The organism is Pseudomonas sp. TH32, assembly GCF_016650855.1.
Taxonomy (GTDB): domain Bacteria; phylum Pseudomonadota; class Gammaproteobacteria; order Pseudomonadales; family Pseudomonadaceae; genus Aquipseudomonas.
In genome coordinates, this window is sequence record NZ_JAEKFA010000002.1 from 2646246 (window position 1) to 2664198 (window position 17953).

Here is a 17953-nt window from a genome sequence, read left to right on the forward strand (position 1 = left end):
TCAGATAGAACTCTGCTGTTAGTTTTGGGGCCGCTGCGCAGCCCAGCGGGGGACAAGCCCCCTCACCACAGAAGTCGAGTCGATCTTAAGAGTCAGCACTTCTCCATTGCGCAGTTGCCAATCGAAGAAGTCCGAAAAGTCATCGCGAACCAATGCGCGGATCGCCTTGGCCACCACCCCATGGGCAACCAGTACCACCACCTGTTGCCCATGGTTCAGCAGCAGCTCATTCAATCCACCCCGAATACGCTCGACAAACTGTGAGATTGACTCCCCATCAGTCGGCGCCAGTTCCCACTGCCGGGTAATATTTTGCGCCCACAGCTCGGGATACCGCTGCGCCGCTTCCTCCTGGGTCAGTCCTTCAAACACACCCACACCGCGTTCACGAAACGCATCCAGCGTGGACAATGCCAGCCCGTCATCCGCAAAAACAATCGCCGCCGTTTGCTGAGCCCTGCGCAGCGGCGAGACCACGACGGTGTCGATCTGCACCGGTAACTTTACCCGCAACTCCTGCGCCTGAAGCACGCCCCGCTCGTTGAGCTCAACGTCCAGCGAGCCCTGGTAACGCCCTTCGGCATTGGCCTGCGTTTCGCCATGGCGAACAACATACAACTGCATACCGCCCTCCTTCATCCTGACGTTGAAAAGCCGCGAACGGCCTCCCCGATAAAGTCCTAAGCTAAGATCGAAAGATTATTTATCGAAAGATTTTTAGAACCATAAGCTGACCTTAATCCATTAAGAGTCGAGCACGCCATGCCCCAGTTTTCGCTCCACCGCCTTTTCATCGCCGGCCTGGCCACACTGGGCCTCTGCACCACCCTGAACACTCAAGCCCAGGAAACCGTACGCATCGGTTACCAGAAATCCTCGACCCTGATCACCCTGCTGAAAACCCAGGGCACCCTGGAAAAAGCCCTCAAGGCCGACGGCATCGACGTCACCTGGCATGAGTTCCCCAGTGGCCTGCCGCTGCTGGAAGCCTTGAACGTCGGCAACGTCGACATCAGCGCCGACGTGGCCGACACTGTGCCGATCTTCGCCCAGGCCGCCCAGGCCAAACTCACCTACTTCGCCCAGGAAGCGCCCTCGCCGCAGGCGCAGGCCATCGTGGTGCGCAAGGACTCGCCGATCCAGCAACTGGCGGATTTGAAGGGTAAGAAAATCGCCGTGACCAAGGCTGCTGGCACTCACTACTTGTTGATCGCGGCCCTGAACAAAGCAGGGCTGGCCTTCTCCGATATCGAGCCGGCGTACCTGACGCCCGCCGACGGTCGCGCTGCGTTTGAAAACAACAAGGTCGACGCCTGGGTCACCTGGGAACCCTTCCTTACCAGCGTGCAGCGCCAACTGCCTACCCGTACCCTCGCGGATGGCACTGGGCTGGCCAGTTACAAGCGTTATTACCTGACGGGTACGGCTTATGCCAAGGCGCATCCAGAAGTGTTGAAAGTGGTTTACGAGCAGTTGCACCAGGCGGGTGAGTGGGTGAAGAGCCATCCGCGTGATGCCGCGAAAGTGCTGGGGCCTTTGTGGGGCAACCTGGATGTGGAAACTGTCGAGGCGGCCAATGCTCATCGCAGTTATGAAGTGCAGCCGGTGACGCTGGATCAGTTGGGGGAGCAGCAGAAGATTGCCGATGCGTTTTTCAAGGCGGGGTTGCTGCCCAAGGCGGTAGATGCGCAGGATGTGCAGGTGTGGAAGCCCTGACGGTTTGCCCGGCATCCGGGGCGGGGTGCATATCCATTTCTGCGGTAACGGCGGCTTATGGTTTCGCTCTTACAGCGACTCACTTTGGAAAAGCCCCAAAGTAAGCAAAGGCTCTGCCCCGCCTGTCGGCACCTCGCCTAGGCTCGGTGTTCCCTCACTCCGGCATTGCTCCGCGGGCCGCCGCGACGGCCCGTCCCTGGCCCGTCGCGGCTAAACCGGCGTCCTGCCGGTTTACCCGCTCCTCAATCCCTGCGTTCGGCCTCGGGCTTATTGGGGCAGTCAGAGCCAGATCAAGATCAAAAGCAAGAGCACAGCGGCCTACAGGCCGGCTTGAGTGGTAGAAGCCAGAGCAAAAGCCAAAGCCAAAGCGAAAACCAAATCTGAAACTGCTGCAGCTCTGCTTTTCTGTGGGAGCTGGCTTGCCTGCGATGCAGACACCTCGGTTTTTCAGGTACATCCAGTTGATGCCATCGCAGGCAAGCCAGCTCCCACATTTGACCGTGCCCGCTCTGGCTTTAGATTTTGATTTTGCCTTTGCTTCACACCACTCAAGCCGGCCTGTAGGCCGCTGTGCTCTTGATCTGCTTTTGATCTTGATCTTAGGCGCCCCGTTAAACCACGCTGGCCGAACGCAGGCTTTGGAGCGTGGGTAACCCGGCAGGACGCCGGGTTAGCCGCGCTGGGCCAAGGATGGCCCATCGCGGCGGCCCACGCTCCAAAGCCGGAGTGAGGGCACACCGAGCATTAGCGAGGTGCCGAGTGGTGGGGCAAGAGCGTTTTGCTTACTTTTGCGCTTTTCAAAAGTGAGCCGCTGTAAGAGCGGAACCCATAGAAGCCGTTACCTAAATAACGGATATGCCCCCAACCCAACACAAAAAGCTGACCTACCGTGTATGTCAGCTTTTACGCGTCGCATCATCCAACGCCAAAATGGTATGAGCATTGGTCACCGTGGTCGCCAGGGTATTGATCACCCCCGACCGCAATGCCCCCAGCGTCGCCGCTGCCTTGGTGTTTTCACTCGCAATCGCCACCACATCCGGAATCCGGAACAGCTCCTGAACCGTCAACCCGATCACCCGTCCCTGGATGGCGTTGACCGCCGGCTGCCCGTGAATGTCGATAAAGTCATACCCCATCATGTCCCCCACCGTGCCGGACAACCGCGCCTGGGCGATCTCCTGGGGCGAAAACCACCCCATGCGCACCATGTTGCTGTTTTCACTCATGTCGCCAATACCGATCAACGCCATGTCGGCACGACGGGCACGGTCAAGGGTGGAACGCACGGTGTCATTGCTGATCAACACCCCGCGCAGCTCCGGATTAGCCACCAGTGCCGGCGCATACAGGCTTTCACTCTCGCCACCAAACCGCAGGGCCAGGCGCCGGCAGATATGGTCAGGGTTCATGTATTCGCCGGCCTTGAGCGAACCACCGATAGCGCACACAAACGTGCAGTTGCGGGTCACCGGCAGGAACACGTTATCCGCCACCGCGCCCACATTACGCCCCATGCCGACCGCGACGATCATCCCGTCGCTGAGGGTTTTGTTCAGGTAGTTGGCCACCAGGCTGGCAACGGCCGAGCGCTGGGTGTCGGGGTCGCTGTGGTCGACCGCGATCAAGGCCCGGTCCAGCTGGAAGCGCTCCACCAACGCCTGTTCCAGCTCGTTGTTCATCGCCGGGTGCTGCAGCACGCGCACCTCGACAATCCCTTCATCCCGCGCGCGTTTGAGCAGGCGGCTGACTTTTGCCCGGGACAGGTCGAAGCGCTTGGCGATGGCTTCCTGAGTGACGTTCTCAAGGTAATAGAGCATCGCCACTTCGGTCATCAGGTCGATGTCGCTGGCGATGCGCTGGGTACTGTCACTCATGGGCACGGGCTTCCGTTTCGGTGTCAAAGGCGCATTCTCCCGACTCTTGCCCCGTTCCGTCCACTACTGATGCCCGTCACGCTCGATCGCGTTGATGCGGTCGACCTTGGCCCCGGAACGCGCGGCTTCGAACTCCGACTCCAGGAACGACTTGACGATGCTTTTGGCCAGCTCCGCGCCGATCACCCGTGCACCAATGGACAGGATCTGCGCATCGTTGCTCTTGCGCGCTCGCTCCGCCGAGTAGGTGTCGTGGGCCTGGGCCGCACGAATCCCCAGGACTTTGTTGGCCGAGATGGCCATGCCGATACCGGTGCCGCACACCAGCACGCCCAGCCGTTGCTGGCCGGCGTTGATCGCCGTGGCCACCGCCAGGGCAATGTCCGGGTACAGCACCGGCGCCGTGGAGTGGGTGCCGAAGTCGGTCACCGGGTAACCCAGCGCCTCGATGTGGCGCTTCAACAGTTCTTTGAGCTCATAACCCGCTTCATCGCATCCGATAGCCACCGGGAAAGGTGTGTTCATGGCGTTTGGCTCCGCTGCCGTTTTGGGTGCTGGAGAATGATCATATGATCACTCAATGAAATTTCGCTCAGTCATTTCTCGGATATTCCAAGCGCCCTGTCAAGCAGGATTTAGCTGACCTCACAGTCAAAGCCCTCTAAACCGGCACACTTTGCGCAAATCCACCCATTTACAACTTTTCGGTGAAAGAGATTGACTGATCAGAATTTCATTTGATACACATATGCTCACAGCGAAACATGACTGTGCGACCTAATAAGAATTCACAGCACGAGGACACGCCGATGGCCACGCCATTACTGCTCCAGGCTGAACACGTCGCCAAGGCTTACGCCGGGATTCCTGCCCTGCGTGAGGGGCGCCTCTCTCTGCGGGCCGGCAGCGTCCACGCTCTGTGCGGCGGCAATGGCGCAGGCAAATCGACTTTCCTGAGCATCCTGATGGGCATCACCCAGCGTGACGCCGGGACCATCCTGCTCAACGGCTCACCCGTTCAGTTCAACCGCCCCAGCGAAGCACTGGCGGCGGGGATCGCGATGATCACCCAGGAGCTGGAACCCATTCCCTACATGACCGTCGCCGAAAACATCTGGCTGGGCCGCGAACCGCGCCGCGCCGGGTGCATCGTCGACAGCAAGGAATTGAACCGGCGCACTCGCCAATTGCTGGAAAGCCTGGAATTCGACGTCGATGCCACCAGCCCCATGCATCGCCTGAGCGTGGCGCAGATCCAGTTGGTGGAGATCGCCAAGGCGTTCAGCCACGACTGCCAGGTAATGATCATGGACGAGCCCACCTCGGCCATCGGCGAGCGCGAGGCCGAAACCCTGTTCAAGGCGATTCGCCGCCTCACCGCCCGCGGCGCCGGCATCGTCTATGTGTCGCACCGCCTCAGTGAACTGGCGCAAATCGCCGACGACTACAGCATCTTTCGCGACGGCGCCTTTGTTGAAACCGGGCGCATGGCCGATATCGACCGCGCCCATCTGGTGCGCGGCATCGTCGGCCAGGAACTGACCCGCATCGATCACAAAGTCGGCCGCGAATGCGCCGCCGAATGCTGCCTGGACGTCGACAGCCTGAGCCGTGCCGGCGAGTTCCGGACATCAGCCTGCAGCTGCGCCAGGGCGAGATTCTGGGCATCTATGGGCTGATGGGCTCGGGCCGCAGTGAATTCCTCAATTGCATCTACGGCCTCACCACCCCGGATTCCGGCAGCGTAACCCTGCAAGGCAAGCCGATGCCCATCGGCCTGCCCAAGGCGACGATCCAGGCCGGCATGTCGCTGGTCACCGAAGACCGCAAGGACAGCGGCCTGGTGCTCAGCGGCAGCATCCTCTCGAACATCGCGCTGTCGGCGTACAAGCAGCTGTCGAGCTGGTCGCTGATCAATGCGCGCAAGGAAAACCAGTTGGCTCAGGACATGGTCAAGCGCCTGCAGATCAAGACCACCTCCCTGGACCTGCCGGTGGAGTCCATGAGCGGCGGCAATCAGCAGAAGGTGGTGCTCGCCAAATGCCTGTCGACCCAGCCGATCTGCCTGCTGTGCGATGAGCCGACCCGGGGCATCGACGAAGGCGCCAAGCAGGAGATCTATCACCTGCTGGACCAGTTCGTGCGCGCCGGTGGCGCCGCGATTGTGGTGTCGTCCGAAGCCCCGGAATTGCTCCACCTGAGTGACCGTATTGCCGTGTTCAAAGGCGGAAGGCTGGTCACCATCAGCAGCGATACCGCCCTTTCCCAGGAAGCCTTGTTGAGTCTTGCCTCATGAATGCCAAATCACTCTCTACACCTGCAGCCGCCCCCATCACCACCGCACCGCGCAGCCGCCTGCGCTTGTCCCTCGACCGCTTCGGCCTGCCGCTGGTGTTTATCCTGCTGTGCCTGGTGATGGCCTTCGCCAGCGAATACTTCATGACCTGGCGCAACTGGATGGACATCCTGCGCCAGACCTCGATCAACGGAATCCTCGCCGTGGGCATGACCTACGTGATCCTGACCAAGGGCATCGACTTGTCGGTGGGCTCGATCCTGGCGTTTGCCGGCCTGTGCAGCGCCATGGTCGCGACCCAGGGCTACGGCGTGCTGGCGGCAGTCAGCGCCGGGATGTTCGCCGGGGCGATGCTCGGTGTGGTGAACGGCTTTATGGTCGCCAACCTGTCAATCCCGCCGTTTGTGGCGACCCTCGGCATGTTGAGCATTGCCCGGGGCATGACCTTCATCCTCAACGACGGCAGCCCGATCACCGATTTGCCGGACGCCTACCTGGCGCTGGGCATCGGCAAGATCGGCCCGATTGGCGTGCCGATTGTGATCTTCGCCGTGGTCGCGCTGATCTTCTGGATGGTGCTGCGCTACACCACCTACGGCCGTTATGTGTACGCGGTGGGCGGCAACGAGAAGAGTGCACGCACCTCCGGGATCGGCGTGCGCAAGGTGATGTTTTCGGTGTACGTGGTGTCGGGGCTGCTCGCCGGATTGGCCGGTGTGGTGCTCTCGGCACGCACCACTTCCGCCCTGCCCCAGGCCGGCACTTCGTATGAGCTGGACGCGATTGCGGCGGTGGTGATCGGCGGCACCAGCCTGTCCGGCGGCACCGGCACGATTGTCGGCACGCTGTTTGGCGCGCTGCTGATCGGCGTGATCAACAACGGCCTGAACCTGCTCGGCGTGTCCTCCTATTACCAGCAGGTCGCCAAGGGCCTGATCATCGTGTTCGCAGTACTGATTGATGTGTGGCGCAAGAAAAAACGCTAGTCGCTTTTCCTCGAAAACCGAACTGAACGACCTACAACAATAAGCGGAGTTCTCATCATGAAAGTTGGTATTTCCCTGGCCGCCGTCGCGGCACTCTCCCTGCTCGCCAGCAGCATTGCCCTGGCTGCCGATGGCAAGACCTACAAGATCGGCGCCGCGGTGTACGGGCTCAAGGGCCAGTTCATGCAGAACTGGGTGCGCGAGCTGAAAGAACACCCGGCGGTCAAAGACGGCACCGTGCAGTTGACCGTATTCGACGGCAACTACGACGCGCTGACCCAGAACAACCAGATTGAAAACATGGTGACCCAGCACTACGACGCGATCCTGTTTGTGCCGATCGACACCAAGGCCGGCGTCGGCACCGTAAAGGCCGCCATGAGCAACGACGTGGTGGTGATCGCCTCCAACACCAAGGTGGCCGACGCCAACGTGCCGTATGTGGGCAACGACGACGTGGAAGGCGGTCGCCTCCAGGCCCAGGCCATGGTCGACAAGCTCAACGGTAAAGGCAACGTGGTGATCATCCAGGGCCCGATTGGCCAGTCAGCCCAGATCGACCGTGAAAAAGGCGAGATGGAAGTACTGGGCAAACACCCGGACATCAAGATCATCGAGAAGAAAACCGCCAACTGGGACCGCGCCCAGGCCCTGGCCCTGACGGAAGACTGGCTGAACGCCCACCCCAAAGGCATCAACGGCGTGATCGCGCAGAACGACGACATGGCCCTCGGCGCAGTGCAGGCACTGAAGTCCCACGGGCTCACCTCCAAGGACGTGCCGGTGACCTCCATCGACGGCATGCCGGATGCGATCCAGGCCGCGAAGAAAGATGAAGTGACCACCTTCCTGCAAGACGCCCAGGCACAGTCCCAGGGCGCGCTGGATGTGGCGCTGCGGGCATTGGCCGGCAAGGATTACAAGCCGCAGTCGGTGATCTGGGAACGCTATGGCAAGGACGTGAAATGGGGTGACGGGACTGCCAAGAACTACATCCTGCCGTGGGTACCGGTGACCAATGCGAATGCGGATGCGCTGTATCAGCAGGTCAGCGGCAGCAAATAGCAACACGATCAATGTGGGAGCTGGCTTGCCTGCGATGGCATCACCTCGGTGCTGCTGATACACCGAGTCGCCTGCATCGCAGGCAAGCCAGCTCCCACATTTGACCGGGCTCCACCCTTAGATCTCGATTGTCAGTAAGAGGAGTCATGTTCATGTCTGGATTCTGGAATCAAGCCTTCGACCTCACCGGCCGCTGCGCCGTGATCACCGGCGGGGCCGCCGGGATCGGTCTGGCTTGTGCCAGCCTGTTGGTGGAACGCGGCGCGCGGGTGGCCCTGCTGGACCGCGACCCGGCCGTGGTCGAAGTCGCCGCCAGCCTCGGCGCCGGGAACATCGGCATCGCCGTGGACCTGCGCCAGCTCGACCAGGTGCAGAGCACCGTCGACTACGTATTCGATCACTTCAAGCGCCTGGATTACCTGGTCAACAGCGCCGGCGTCGCCCTGTTGGACAAGGCCCTGGACGTCAGCGAAAACGCCTGGGACACCACCCTCGACATCAACCTCAAGGCCAGCTTCTTCGTGGCCCAGGCCTGCGCCAGGCACATGCTTGCCCAGGGCAGCGGGCGCATCGTCAACCTCGCCTCTCAAGCGGCGGTGATCGGCCTCGACCGTCACGTCGCGTACTGCGCGAGCAAGGCCGCCGTGGTCGGCATGACCAAGGTGCTCGCCATGGAATGGGCGCCCCACATCAACGTCAACGCCATCTCCCCGACCATCGTCGAAACCGCCCTGGGCAAAAAGGCCTGGGCGGGCGAGCTGGGGGAACGGGCGAAGTTGCAGATCCCGGCGGGCCGCTTTGCCCAGCCGGAAGAAATCGCCGGGCTCGCGTTGTACCTGCTCAGCGACGCCGCACAGATGATCACCGGGGAAAACGTGGTGATCGACGGCGGCTACAGCATTCAGTAATTCATCTTTTGTCGTGAGGTTTATCGTCATGTCCACTGTCACCGAACGCACCCCTGAGCAACTGGCCCCCGTCATTCCGAAAACCATGCAGGCCGTGGTCTGCCATGGCCCCGAAGATTACCGCCTGGAGACCGTCGACGTGCCCACACCCGGTCCCGACGAGATCCTGACCAAGGTCGAGCTGTGTGGCATCTGCATGGGCGACATCAAGACCTATCGCGGCGCACCGTCGTTCTGGGGCGATGCCGAGCAACCGCGCTACGTCAAGCCGCCGATGATTCCCGGGCATGAATTCGTGTGCCGCGTGGTTGCCCTCGGCCCGGGCGCGGAAAAGCGTGGGGTGAAGGTCGGCGACCGGGTGATTTCCGAACAGATCGTACCGTGCTGGGGCTGTCGTTTCTGCAACCACGGCCAGTACTGGATGTGCCAGAAGCACGACCTGTATGGCTTCCAGAACAACGTCCAGGGCGCCATGGCCCAGTACATGATCTTCACCAAGGAAGGCATCATCCACAAAGTGCCGGACTCGATTGCCCCGGATGAAGCGATCCTGATCGAACCCCTGGCCTGCTCGCTGCACGCAGCGGAACGGGCGAATGTGGATTTCGATGACATCGTGGTGGTGGCCGGTGCCGGCACCCTGGGCCTGGGGATCATCGGCGCGGTGCGCATGCGCAACCCGAAAAAACTCATCGTGCTCGACATGAAGCCCGAACGCGCCGCCCTCGCCCTGCGCATGGGCGCGGATGAAGTGTGGAACCCCGCCGAGGTCGACGTGATGGCGAAGATTCGCGAGATCACCGATGGCTATGGTTGCGACATTTACATCGAAGCCACCGGGCATCACAAGGCGGTGAACCAGGGCCTGGCGATGCTGCGCAAGCTGGGGCGTTTTGTTGAGTTCAGCGTGTTCAACGACGAGGCCACGGTGGACTGGTCGATCATCGGCGACCGCAAGGAACTGGACGTGCTGGGCTCGCACCTGGGCCCGTACATGTACCCACGGGCCATCGACTTTATCGGCAACCGCAAGATCGACATGCGCGACGTGGTGACCCACAAATTTGCCCTGGCGGACTTCAAGGAAGCGTTTGCGGTGATGGAACGCGGAGACAAGTCGCTTAAAGTCGTCCTGGAACCCTGATTGGCTCAATAACACAAAACCCTGCGGGCGCCGGGCTCTTTGTGGGAGCTGGCTTGCCTGCGATAGCATCGACCCGGTGTCACTGAAAGACCGAGGCGCTTGCATCGCAGGCAAGCCAGCTCCCACAAAAGCCCCCGCCCCAACACCCAGAACAAGAACACAGGAAACCGCGTTATGAATCGAGTGATAAACGATCCGGATCAGGTGGTCGAGGACATGCTGCGGGGCATTCTGGTCGCGCACCCCGAGCTGCGCCAGTACGAAACCAATCCCCGGGTGATCGGCAAGGCCAAGCCGTCACCGCAAGGCCGTGTGGGCATCGTGACCGGCGGCGGCTCCGGGCATGAACCGGCGTTCCTCGGCTATGTCGGCCCGGGCCTGGTAGACGCCGTGGCCGTCGGCGAGATTTTCTCCTCGCCCACCGCCAAAAGTTTCTTCGACGCCTTCCGCGCCGCCGACCACGGCGCCGGCGTGGCGTGCCTGTACGGCAACTACGCCGGCGACAACATGAACGTGAAGCTGGCGATGAAGATGGCTGCCAGCAAGGACATGCGCATCCGCACCGTGGTCGCCAACGACGACGTGGCCTCGGCGCCCAAGGCCGACATCGCCAAGCGTCGCGGGGTGGCGGGCGAGATCTTCATGTGGAAGGTCGGCGGTGCAGCTGCCGCACAGCATTACGACCTGGACGGGGTAATTCGTGTCGCCCAGAAGGCGGTCGACAACTGCCGCTCCATCGGCATCGGCCTTACGCCCTGCACCATCGCCGCGGTGGGCAAGCCGAACTTCCAGATCCCCGACGGGCAGATGGAATTGGGCATCGGCCACCACGGCGAGCCGGGCATCGAAGTGATTCCCATCGAGTCCGCCGAAGCCATGGCGGCGCGCATGCTCGCGCCGATCCTCGCCGACCGCGACTTCAGCCAGGACGACAGCGTGGTGGTGCTGGTCTCGGGCCTGGGCGCCACGCCGGTGATGGAGCTTTACATTTTCTACGCCGAGGTTGAACGTCAGCTCAAGGCCAAGGGTTTGAAGATTCACCGCTGCTACGTGGGCAACTACTTCACCTCCCTGGAAATGATGGGCGTGACCCTAACCTTGCTGGGCCTGGACGCCGAGCTGAAAACCCTGATCGACCAACCCTGCCGTTCCATCGGCATGACCCAGGCGGAATAAACCATGAGCCAGCATTTCTCCACCCACGACGGCAGCGCCATCGTCGCCGACCTGGTGAGCGTGATCGTTGCCAACCGCGAGTACCTCAGCGAAGTTGACGGCGCCATTGGCGATGGCGACCACGGCATCAACATGGCCAAGGGCTTTGCCCATTGCGGGCGCACGATCGAAGGCCGCCAGTTGACCCTGGCCGAAGCGCTGGATGAGTTGACGCTGAGCCTGATGGAAGGCATCGGAGGCTCCATGGGCCCGCTGTATGGCAGCCTGTTTATCGGTATGGCGGATGAGGTACGGGCCAGCGAAGAGATTGACGCGGCGACCTTTGCGCACTTGCTGCGGGGCGGACTGACGTCATTGCAGGACATCACCGAAGCCGGCGTGGGGGACAAGTGTTTGATGGACACATTGATTCCGGCGGTGGAGGCGTTTGAACAGGCCCACGCGTCGGGCGCGTCGTTCAGTGAAGCGCTGGAGGCGATGAAAAGTGCGGCGTCACAGGGACGGGATTCCACCAGGGATCTGGTGGCGAAGATTGGCCGGGCGAGTCGGCTGGGTGAGCGTTCGCTCGGCGTACTGGATGCGGGCGCGGTGTCGTGCTGTTTGATACTGACAAGGCTGGCGGATTCGGTTCAACCGCGGTTGGTGTAGCGCCTGGCCAGGCCTCATCGCAGGCAAGCCAGCTCCCACAGTTGATCGAGTGTGCCTGGGCGTACGCTGTCAACTGTGGGAGCTGGCTTGCCTGCGATGGCCGCGGCGCGGTTTAACGTTTATCACCAAAAACAGCTGCACTCTGCTTCACCTGCTCTATGTACCGCGCCACCGCCGGCGCCTTTTCAAAACGCCGGTGGATCAGCGACAGCCACGACGACGCCTCGCTGCCTTCAATCCTGCGATACACCACGTTCGGCAATCCCACATGCCCCACCACTGACTCCGGCACCACCGCCACGCCCTGCCCCAGCGACACCAAGGCAATCACCGCCACCAAACCACCCGGCTGCGGCCCTAACCGGGGTGCATAGCCGCCCTGCGCCGCCACGTGCAACGTGCCGCTGATCTGCTCGGGCAAGATGAAGGTCTCGTTCTGCAGGTGCTCACAGCTGATCGCCTTCAACCCCAGCAGCCACGAATCCTGAGGCAACGCCAGCACAAACCCCTCACTGCTCAACCGCACCGCATCGACGCCGTCAGGCAAGGTCATCGGCGAGCGAATATAGCCAATGTCGTAGCGCCCCTCGGCCACCAGTCCCGGCAACGCCGCCATGGGGCTCTCGCGCACATTGAGGCTCACGTCCGGGCAATCCGCGCAGAACGACTGCACCTGGCGCTGCAGCAGCCCCGAATACACCGCCGACGCCACATACCCCAATTCGATATGACCGATCTCGCCACGCCCGGCACGCTGGGCATTGCGCTGGGCAAACTCGAACTGGCGCACGGTAGCCTCGGCCTCGATCAGCAACGCCGCACCCGCCTCGGTCAGGCTGACTTCGCGCTGGCTGCGGATAAACAGGCGGGTGCCCAGGGTGGTCTCCATGTCCTGGATCTGTCGGCTCAGGGTCGGCGGTGCAATGCCCAGTTGCTCGGCGGCACGGGTGAAATTGCGTTGCCGGGCAACGGCCAGGAAGTAGCGGAAATGCCGTATTTCCATCACAGGATTAGCTCAAAGGTAATGAAGTGCTGTATGGCGCCTAACAACGGCGCGCCTTACCGAGGATAAGCTCGCGGTACGCTTACAGTAGAGAGGCTTTCCCATGTTCGTCAAATCATTGATCCTGGCCGCTGTCGGTCTTTGCACCCTGCCAGCGGCGTTCGCGGCAGAGCCGTCACCGGGCATTGCCCACAAGGCAATACTTAGCCTGGCAACTGCCCAGCAGGTCGCTGCACACGCTCGAAAATTGGCCGCCGACAAAGGCTGGCCCTGCGCCCTGGCAATCGTCGATGACGGTGGCTGGCCGATCCTGACCCTGCGCATGGACGGGGCCCCTGTGGTGGCGGGCATCGAATTGGCCCAAGGCAAGGCGCGCACGTCAGCACTTTTCAAGCGGCCCTCCGCAGACCTGGAAAACGCCATCAACGGTGGGCGCCAGGCAGCCATCACCGCCGGCCTGCTGATGATGAAAGGCGCCCAGCCCATCATTCTTGAAGGCCAGGTCGTGGGCGCCATCGGCATCAGCGCCGACACCCCGGCCCACGACGACGAGATCGCCCTGGCGGCGGTGAGCGCGGTGCAACCATGAGCAACGCCAGCTCGCGCCTCACGCTGCTGACTGCCTCCGGGGTCTGCTCGCTGATTGTGCTCGACACCAATATCGTCGCCGTCACCCTGCCAAGCATCGCCCGGGACCTGGGGGCGAATTTTGCCGATATCGAGTGGGTGGTCAGCGCTTATATGCTGGCCTTCGCCGCGCTGTTGCTGCCGGCCGGGAGCATTGCCGACCGCTTCGGGCGCAAGAAAAGCCTGATCTGGGGCCTGAGCATTTTCATCCTCGCCTCCCTCGGCTGCGGCGCAGCACCGAATGCGTTGTTCCTGGACATCGCCCGAGCCATCAAAGGCGTCGGTGCGGCCTTGCTGCTGACTTCTGCGCTGGCCTCCATCGGTCACACCTTTCATGACGAAGCGGAGCGTGCCAAGGCCTGGGCGTTCTGGGGCGCGTGCATGGGTGTGGCGATGACCGCCGCGCCGACCCTGGGCGGCTTGATCACCGAGTACCTGGGCTGGCGCTGGATTTTCTATCTCAACTTGCCCATCGGCCTGGGGTTGATGGCGCTGTCGGTGCATGCCATCCCGCATTCGCGGGATAGCCAATCGGCGCGGCTGGACCCTTGGGGCAGCCTGGCTTTCAGCGCGAGCTTGCTGTGCCTGATCTGGGGTCTGATCGAGGCCAACCGCATCGGCTGGGACAACCCGCTGACCTACGCCCGATTGCTGGGCGGCATCGCTTTGCTGGGCTTGTTTGTGCTCGCCGAACGCCTGCAACAGCGGCCGATGGTAGACCTCCAACTGTTCAAGCACCCACGCTTTATCGGTGCGCTGCTTGGGATGTTCGCCTACGCCGGCTGCGCCCAGGTGATGATGACGCTGCTGCCGTTCTACCTGCAAAACGGCCTGGGTTTCTCCGCGATTGCGTCTGGGCTCGGCATGCTGCCGTTTGCCTTGACCATGCTGGTTTGCCCCAGGATTGGCGCACGCCTGGCGGGTCGCTTTGCACCGGCAACGATGATGGCGACGGGGCTCACGCTGGTGGGTTGCGGCAACCTGCTCAGTGCCTGGGCGGTGAATGTTGGCGGCTACCTGCCGTTCGCCCTGGCCATAGCGGTGACGGGGGCCGGCGCCGGATTGCTCAATGGCGACACCCAGAAAAACATCATGGCCTGCGTGCCACGAGACCGCGCCGGGATGGCATCGGGCATGAGTACGACCATGCGCTTCAGCGCGATCATGTTGGCGATCGGGGTGTACGGGGCCTTGTTGAGCAGCCACAGCGAACAGCTGCTGCACACCCGCCTGGGCGCACAGTGGCAGGAACAGGTGTCGGGGATTGCTTCACGGGTGGTGGCGGGCGATATGCCGGCGGCAATGGCGCTGCTGCCTGAGTCGGCACGAGGGATGGTGCAGCCACTGGCGCGGCAGGCCTTTGTCGGCGGGTTCAGCGTGGTGTTGTGGGTGGCGGGACTGTTGGGATTGCTGGGGGCGCTGGTGGTGGGATCGCTGATGCGCCATCCCATACCGGCGGTGCCGCAGGCTTCACTACCAACTCGGTGAGTTGACCACCACAAACCCATGTGGGAGCAAGCCCGCTCCCACATTTTGATCTTCGCCAGGCAGCTGACCTGTTACCAGAACCGCTGCTGGGTCAGGCGACTCCACCAGGTCAGCAGCACGCGATCTACCGAACCGCTGGCTGCCAGGCCCACTCGCTCCTGCAGGCTTTTACGCTCGGCATAATGCAGGTGGAATACCTCGGCAGTCTTGGCCTTGGTTGCCAGGTATTCGTCGCTGGTTTGCAGCGCGTCCACCAGTTGCTTGTCCAACGCGGCAACGCCCAGCCAGACTTCACCGGTAGCCACTTCATCAATGGCCAGCTGCGGGCGGTAGCGCGACACGAAGTTCTTGAACAGTTGATGGGTGATGTCCAGGTCTTCCTGGAACTTCTCCCGGCCCTTCTCGGTGTTTTCGCCAAACACGGTCAGGGTGCGCTTGTATTCACCGGCGGTCAGCACTTCGAAGTCGATGTCGTGCTTCTTCAGCAGTCGGTTGACGTTGGGCAACTGCGCCACCACGCCGATCGAGCCCAGGATGGCAAACGGCGCGCTGATGATCTTCTCGCCGATGCACGCCATCATGTAGCCGCCGCTGGCCGCGACCTTGTCGATGCACACGGTCAACGGTACGCCCGCCTCGCGGATACGGGCCAGTTGCGACGACGCCAGGCCGTAGCTGTGGACCATGCCGCCGCCGCTTTCGAGGCGCAGCACCACTTCGTCCTTGGGCGTGGCCAGGCTCAACAGTGCGGTGATTTCATGACGCAGGCTTTCGGTGGCCGAGGCTTTGATATCGCCGTCGAAATCCAGCACGAACACCCGTGGCCTGGCCTCGGGTTTCTTCTTGCTGTTCTTCTTTTCAGCCTTGCTTTCAGACTTGCGCAGGGCCTTGAGCTGGTCCTTGTCGAGCAAGGTCTGCTCCAGGCGCTCACGCAGGCCCTTGTAGAAGTCATTGAGTTTGCTGACCTGCAACTGGCCGGCGGACTTGCGACGCCCCTTGCTGCGCAGGGCAGCAAAACTGGCCAGGACCACCAGAATGGCGACCACCAGGGTGACGGTTTTAGCTAGAAAACTTGCGTACTCGGCAAGAAACTCCATAAGACACCTGTGAGGCTTGAAAGGCGCAGTCTACGGGGATTGTCGTCGTGATGTCTAACACTGTGAACGCAACAAATTCCTACAAAAATAACCAATTTTTCCTACTTGCGTAGTTCGATTCCCACAACATTTTCAGACGCCACGTCCAGCATTTACAGGGGAAAACCGCCTTAAACTCCGCGTTTATCAGACCCTGTAGAAGCAACGCTCATGTATAGCAGGCATTGCAACATTCCGTGCCAGATCCGTGCGTCGTGGATGCTCACGGCCCTGGCGATCGTACTGATTGCCCCCGCGCCCACCCTGGCTGCCGACCCTCGTGCCCAGGAGCTTGAGCGGCGAACCCGGGAACAGCTGGAACTGGAGCAGCGCTTGCGCCTGCTGGAGCGCTCCGGCCCCTTGCCACCCCAGGCTGCGCCGGGGCCACCGCCACCGCTCCCCGTCGAGCCCTGCTGGCAGGTCCGGGGGCTCAGGCTGCAAGGCAACACCTTGATCAGCCTGGCGCAGGTCAATGCACGCCTTCAGCCGCTGATGAGCGACTGCATGAGCGTCACCCGCATCAACCAATTGCTGGGGGCCCTGACCGCGCTGTATGCCGACGCCGGCTTCATCGCCAGCCGGCCTTACCTGGCGCAACGGCCACAGGACGGCCAGAGTCTGGACATCATCATCGAGGAAGGTTTTGTCGAAAGCATCGAGCTTGCGGCCCCCGACCTGCCCATCTCGCTGCGCGGCGCGTTCCCCGGGATGCTCGGCAAACCGCTGCAACTGCGGGAGCTGGAACAGGGCCTCGACCAACTCAACCGCCTGCGCTCCCTGGACCTCACCGCCGACGTGGCCCCCGGCAGCTTGCCCGGCGGCTCACGGCTGCTGATTCGCCCACGCACCAGCGCCGCGCCGATCGGCGCCGTGGTGAGCTACAACAACCGTGGCACCGAATACATCGGACGCAACAACGGCGCGCTGACCCTGACCTACGACAGCCCCTCGGGGTTGAACGATTTTGTCGCCCTGAGCACCAGCACCACCCTGGACCAGACGTCCGCCTACAGCCGCAGCCAAAGCCTGTACTACAACATTCCCTACGGCTTCTGGACCCTGGCCCTGAGCGCCAGCCACTCCCAATACTGCTACCCGGTCGAGCTGCCGAGCCAGACCGTCCGCGCCAACGGCCAGACCCGCCAATACAGCCTCAGCCTCAACCGCCTGCTCTGGCGCGACCAGGGCACGCTGCTCAACGGCATGCTGCGCCTGAGTTCAAAGCGTTCGCAGAGCTACTTTGCCGATCAATACCTGGCCATCCAAAGCCCGAGCCTGACGGTCGCTGAAGCCAGCCTGAGCCTGCTGAAAATCACCGACGGCCTGTGGAATGCCACTCTCAGCTACGCCCAGGGCCTGGACTGGCTGGGAGCCGACCGCGACGAGGAACGGCTGTCACCCGCGCTGCCCCGCGCGCAGTTTCGCAAGTACCGCGCCGACGTGAGCTACTGGCGCCAGAGCCGCGATGGCCAATGGAGCTGGAACAGCCAACTGGCGCTGCAATACAGCCCCGACCCACTGCCCAGCCTGGAACAGATGCTGCTGACTGATGACTACGCGGTACGCGGCTTTCGTCAGGACCTGGTACAGGCGGCCAATGGCGCGGTGTGGCGCAACACCCTCAGCCTGCCCCGCCGCCTCGGCACGCAATGGACCCTCAGCCCGCGTGTGGGGCTGGACGTGGGTTGGAGCAAGCAAGTGACGGGTGCCGAAAGCCAGCGGCTGGCCGGGGCCAATATCGGCGTCGGCTTGAGCACCCGCGACTGGCAACTGGACCTGGATTACCAGCGCAGGCTCTACGGCCCGCCCCCTTCGAGCCACGAGCCGGGCTTCTGGCGGCTGGAGTTGAGCCTGCAAATCTGAGTTCGCAAGGCGGGTTTTCT

General features: G+C 62.2%; 15 protein-coding genes and 1 pseudogene. 11 read left to right on the forward strand and 5 right to left on the reverse strand.

Going from position 1 to position 17953, the window contains the following annotated elements; all coding sequences use genetic code 11:
* Window positions 1-18: 18 nt before the first annotated feature.
* Window positions 19-624 carry a histidine phosphatase family protein gene (locus JFV30_RS15835; protein WP_201124556.1) on the reverse strand — a complete coding sequence of 202 codons (606 nt, stop codon included), beginning with the start codon at window positions 622-624 and terminating at the stop codon, window positions 19-21.
* A 138-nt stretch (window positions 625-762) separates the two neighbouring features.
* On the opposite strand from JFV30_RS15835, the gene JFV30_RS15840 reads away from it, so the two are divergent.
* Window positions 763-1716 carry an aliphatic sulfonate ABC transporter substrate-binding protein gene (locus JFV30_RS15840; protein WP_201124557.1) on the forward strand — a complete coding sequence of 318 codons (954 nt, stop codon included), beginning with the start codon at window positions 763-765 and terminating at the stop codon, window positions 1714-1716.
* Between the two features lie 896 nt (window positions 1717-2612).
* On the opposite strand, the gene JFV30_RS15845 is transcribed toward JFV30_RS15840, so the two are convergent.
* Window positions 2613-3593 carry a sugar-binding transcriptional regulator gene (locus tag JFV30_RS15845; protein WP_003215718.1) on the reverse strand — a complete coding sequence of 327 codons (981 nt, stop codon included), beginning with the start codon at window positions 3591-3593 and terminating at the stop codon, window positions 2613-2615.
* Window positions 3594-3656: 63 nt separating this feature from the next.
* Window positions 3657-4118, reverse strand: coding sequence for a ribose 5-phosphate isomerase B (gene rpiB, locus JFV30_RS15850; protein ID WP_010172018.1), 462 nt, complete (start codon window positions 4116-4118; stop codon window positions 3657-3659).
* 284 nt (window positions 4119-4402) lie between these two features.
* On the opposite strand from rpiB, the pseudogene JFV30_RS15855 reads away from it, so the two are divergent.
* From JFV30_RS15855 to dhaL, 7 genes and pseudogenes are all read left to right on the forward strand, one after another.
* A pseudogene (locus JFV30_RS15855) lies at window positions 4403-5889 on the forward strand (sugar ABC transporter ATP-binding protein).
* On the forward strand, window positions 5886-6875 hold the full coding sequence (locus JFV30_RS15860; RefSeq protein ID WP_010172022.1) for an ABC transporter permease: 990 nt from the start codon (window positions 5886-5888) through the stop codon (window positions 6873-6875). The pseudogene JFV30_RS15855 and the gene JFV30_RS15860 overlap by 4 nt, the downstream one beginning before the upstream one ends.
* 57 nt (window positions 6876-6932) lie before the next feature.
* Complete coding sequence (locus tag JFV30_RS15865) at window positions 6933-7940, forward strand: substrate-binding domain-containing protein (protein WP_010172023.1); 1008 nt, start codon at window positions 6933-6935, stop codon at window positions 7938-7940.
* Window positions 7941-8092: 152 nt separating this feature from the next.
* Entirely contained in the window at window positions 8093-8848 is a 756-nt protein-coding gene (locus tag JFV30_RS15870; RefSeq protein WP_201124558.1) for an SDR family oxidoreductase, read from the forward strand.
* 28 nt (window positions 8849-8876) lie between these two features.
* A complete protein-coding gene (locus JFV30_RS15875; protein ID WP_169388883.1) occupies window positions 8877-9992 on the forward strand; it encodes an MDR/zinc-dependent alcohol dehydrogenase-like family protein in 1116 nt (371 codons plus the stop codon).
* 174 nt (window positions 9993-10166) lie between these two features.
* Complete coding sequence (locus tag JFV30_RS15880) at window positions 10167-11168, forward strand: dihydroxyacetone kinase subunit DhaK (protein ID WP_201124559.1); 1002 nt, start codon at window positions 10167-10169, stop codon at window positions 11166-11168.
* Between the two features lie 3 nt (window positions 11169-11171).
* On the forward strand, window positions 11172-11816 hold the full coding sequence (dhaL, locus tag JFV30_RS15885) for a dihydroxyacetone kinase subunit DhaL (RefSeq protein ID WP_169388885.1): 645 nt from the start codon (window positions 11172-11174) through the stop codon (window positions 11814-11816).
* Window positions 11817-11928: 112 nt separating this feature from the next.
* Here dhaL and JFV30_RS15890 read toward each other — a convergent pair whose 3' ends face one another.
* Entirely contained in the window at window positions 11929-12819 is an 891-nt protein-coding gene (locus JFV30_RS15890; protein ID WP_010172034.1) for a LysR family transcriptional regulator, read from the reverse strand.
* A 103-nt stretch (window positions 12820-12922) separates the two neighbouring features.
* Between JFV30_RS15890 and JFV30_RS15895 the strand changes: the two genes are divergently transcribed.
* Together JFV30_RS15895 and JFV30_RS15900 are read left to right on the forward strand one after the other, a co-directional pair.
* Window positions 12923-13408, forward strand: coding sequence for a GlcG/HbpS family heme-binding protein (locus tag JFV30_RS15895; RefSeq protein ID WP_201124560.1), 486 nt, complete (start codon window positions 12923-12925; stop codon window positions 13406-13408).
* Window positions 13405-14934, forward strand: coding sequence for an MFS transporter (locus tag JFV30_RS15900; protein WP_201124561.1), 1530 nt, complete (start codon window positions 13405-13407; stop codon window positions 14932-14934). Before JFV30_RS15895 ends, JFV30_RS15900 begins: the two co-directional genes overlap by 4 nt.
* 71 nt (window positions 14935-15005) lie before the next feature.
* Here JFV30_RS15900 and sohB read toward each other — a convergent pair whose 3' ends face one another.
* Window positions 15006-16031 carry a protease SohB gene (sohB, locus tag JFV30_RS15905; RefSeq protein WP_201124562.1) on the reverse strand — a complete coding sequence of 342 codons (1026 nt, stop codon included), beginning with the start codon at window positions 16029-16031 and terminating at the stop codon, window positions 15006-15008.
* Between the two features lie 210 nt (window positions 16032-16241).
* On the opposite strand from sohB, the gene JFV30_RS15910 reads away from it, so the two are divergent.
* Entirely contained in the window at window positions 16242-17933 is a 1692-nt protein-coding gene (locus JFV30_RS15910) for a ShlB/FhaC/HecB family hemolysin secretion/activation protein (RefSeq protein WP_242487095.1), read from the forward strand.
* The last annotated feature ends 20 nt before the right edge of the window (window positions 17934-17953 follow it).

Bases quoted from the DNA above. Each gene is read 5' to 3' on its own strand.
- JFV30_RS15835 (WP_201124556.1), bottom strand. From the start codon at position 624: ATGCAGTTGTATGTTGTTCGCCATGGCGAAACGCAGGCCAATGCCGAA.
- JFV30_RS15840 (WP_201124557.1), top strand. From the start codon at position 763: ATGCCCCAGTTTTCGCTCCACCGCCTTTTCATCGCCGGCCTGGCCACA.
- JFV30_RS15845 (WP_003215718.1), bottom strand. From the start codon at position 3,593: ATGAGTGACAGTACCCAGCGCATCGCCAGCGACATCGACCTGATGACC.
- rpiB (WP_010172018.1), bottom strand. From the start codon at position 4,118: ATGAACACACCTTTCCCGGTGGCTATCGGATGCGATGAAGCGGGTTAT.
- JFV30_RS15860 (WP_010172022.1), top strand. From the start codon at position 5,886: ATGAATGCCAAATCACTCTCTACACCTGCAGCCGCCCCCATCACCACC.
- JFV30_RS15865 (WP_010172023.1), top strand. From the start codon at position 6,933: ATGAAAGTTGGTATTTCCCTGGCCGCCGTCGCGGCACTCTCCCTGCTC.
- JFV30_RS15870 (WP_201124558.1), top strand. From the start codon at position 8,093: ATGTCTGGATTCTGGAATCAAGCCTTCGACCTCACCGGCCGCTGCGCC.
- JFV30_RS15875 (WP_169388883.1), top strand. From the start codon at position 8,877: ATGTCCACTGTCACCGAACGCACCCCTGAGCAACTGGCCCCCGTCATT.
- JFV30_RS15880 (WP_201124559.1), top strand. From the start codon at position 10,167: ATGAATCGAGTGATAAACGATCCGGATCAGGTGGTCGAGGACATGCTG.
- dhaL (WP_169388885.1), top strand. From the start codon at position 11,172: ATGAGCCAGCATTTCTCCACCCACGACGGCAGCGCCATCGTCGCCGAC.
- JFV30_RS15890 (WP_010172034.1), bottom strand. From the start codon at position 12,819: ATGGAAATACGGCATTTCCGCTACTTCCTGGCCGTTGCCCGGCAACGC.
- JFV30_RS15895 (WP_201124560.1), top strand. From the start codon at position 12,923: ATGTTCGTCAAATCATTGATCCTGGCCGCTGTCGGTCTTTGCACCCTG.
- JFV30_RS15900 (WP_201124561.1), top strand. From the start codon at position 13,405: ATGAGCAACGCCAGCTCGCGCCTCACGCTGCTGACTGCCTCCGGGGTC.
- sohB (WP_201124562.1), bottom strand. From the start codon at position 16,031: ATGGAGTTTCTTGCCGAGTACGCAAGTTTTCTAGCTAAAACCGTCACC.
- JFV30_RS15910 (WP_242487095.1), top strand. From the start codon at position 16,242: ATGTATAGCAGGCATTGCAACATTCCGTGCCAGATCCGTGCGTCGTGG.